Source organism: Mesorhizobium sp. M7A.F.Ca.CA.002.05.1.1, assembly GCF_003998335.1.
Lineage (GTDB): Bacteria > Pseudomonadota > Alphaproteobacteria > Rhizobiales > Rhizobiaceae > Mesorhizobium.
Genome location: NZ_RZQI01001156.1, coordinates 1 through 1557, shown reverse-complemented (window position 1 = coordinate 1557; position 1557 = coordinate 1). Strand labels below are relative to the sequence as shown.

Here is a 1557-nt window from a genome sequence, read left to right as displayed (position 1 = left end):
CCAAGGCGGACAACGCCAGCCGCACCAATTACGCGCTGCGCGAGTCGCTGCTCAAGGAAAAGCACGACAAGCCCGGCGGCGCCACGGCGGTCTCCACCTGCGGCGCCAATCCAGGCATGGTCTCGTGGTTCGTCAAGCAGGCGTTGGTCAATCTCGCCACCGATCTTGGCCTGGAGTTCTCGGAGCCCGCGCAGGACGACCGCGAGGGCTGGGCCAAGCTGATGAAGAAGGCCGGCGTCAAGGGCATCCACATCGCCGAACGCGACACCCAGCGCGCCAAGAAGCCGAAACCGATGGATGTGTTCTGGAACACCTGGTCGGTCGAAGGCTTCATCTCCGAGGGCCTGCAGCCCGCGGAACTTGGCTGGGGCACACACGAGACATGGATGCCGAAGAACGCCAAGAAGCACAAGCACGGCTCGAAGGCAGCCATCTATCTGGAGCAGCCGGGCGCCAACACGCGCGTGCGCTCGTGGTGCCCGACGCCCGGCGCGCAATACGGCCTGCTGGTGACGCATAATGAGGCGATCTCGATCGCCGATTTCTTCACCGTGCGTTCCAAGAAGGGCAAGGTGCAATACCGCCCGACCTGCCACTATGCCTACCATCCCTGCAACGACGCTATGCTGTCGCTCGACGAGATGTTCGGCGCCGCCGGCAAGCCTCAGCCGGTGCATCATGTGCTCGACGAGAACGAGTTGATCGACGGCGTCGACGAACTCGGCGTGCTGCTCTACGGCCACGACAAGAATGCCTACTGGTACGGCTCGCAGCTGTCGCTCGCCGAGGCGCGCAAGCTGGCGCCCTACCAGAACGCCACCGGCATGCAGGTCACCTCGGCGGTGCTCTCGGGCATGGTCTGGGCGCTCGAAAACCCCGAGGCCGGCATCGTCGAAGCCGACGAGATGGACTACAGGCGGTGCCTGGAAGTGCAGTCCCAGTATCTCGGACCGGTCAAGGGCTATTACACCGACTGGACGCCGCTCGATAACCGCCCCGGCCTGTTCCCGGAAGACCTCGACCGGAACGACCCGTGGCAGTTCCGCAACATCCTTGTGCGATAGCAGCACCGCCTACCTGCCTCACCGCCTTGCAATCGCCCGGAAATCGGGCGATTGAAGGGATGCGGACCACAACGACACGCATTCATCTGGACGCATGTCGCTCTGGAAACTTGGATGCACGCCTCGTGCTTGTCGAAAATCGATTCCGGTTTTCGGGCCGATGCGAGAGGAGAGGATTTTCATATGATCATTGCGCGCAAAATTCTTTCGATGAGCGTGGCGGGTGCCATTGCGACGATGCTCGCCGCCTGTGCGACCAGCGGCCCTGATGAACCGCCGATGGCAGCGGCGCCGAAAGGCGTCGAGGGCTCCTGGATCGACGCCAAGGGCACCGGCCTGTCGACCTTCGCCGGCGGTACCTTCACGACCGTGGCCACCGACACCGGCCAGAAGCTTGCCGACGGCAGCTACACGATGACCGGCGCCACATCGGTGCAGATCAACGGCACCTCGCTGATCCGCCAGACCGCGGTCAGCTTCAACTGCCTGATGG

2 protein-coding genes are annotated in these 1557 nt (G+C 63.6%); both read left to right on the top strand.

The features are described from left to right. Nucleotides 1–1064 (top strand): saccharopine dehydrogenase C-terminal domain-containing protein (locus tag EN939_RS33595; protein WP_127271760.1); only part of this gene is annotated, 1064 nt, incomplete at its 5' end. 183 nt (nucleotides 1065–1247) lie between these two features. After that, nucleotides 1248–1557 (top strand): hypothetical protein (locus EN939_RS33590; protein WP_127271759.1); only part of this gene is annotated, 310 nt, incomplete at its 3' end.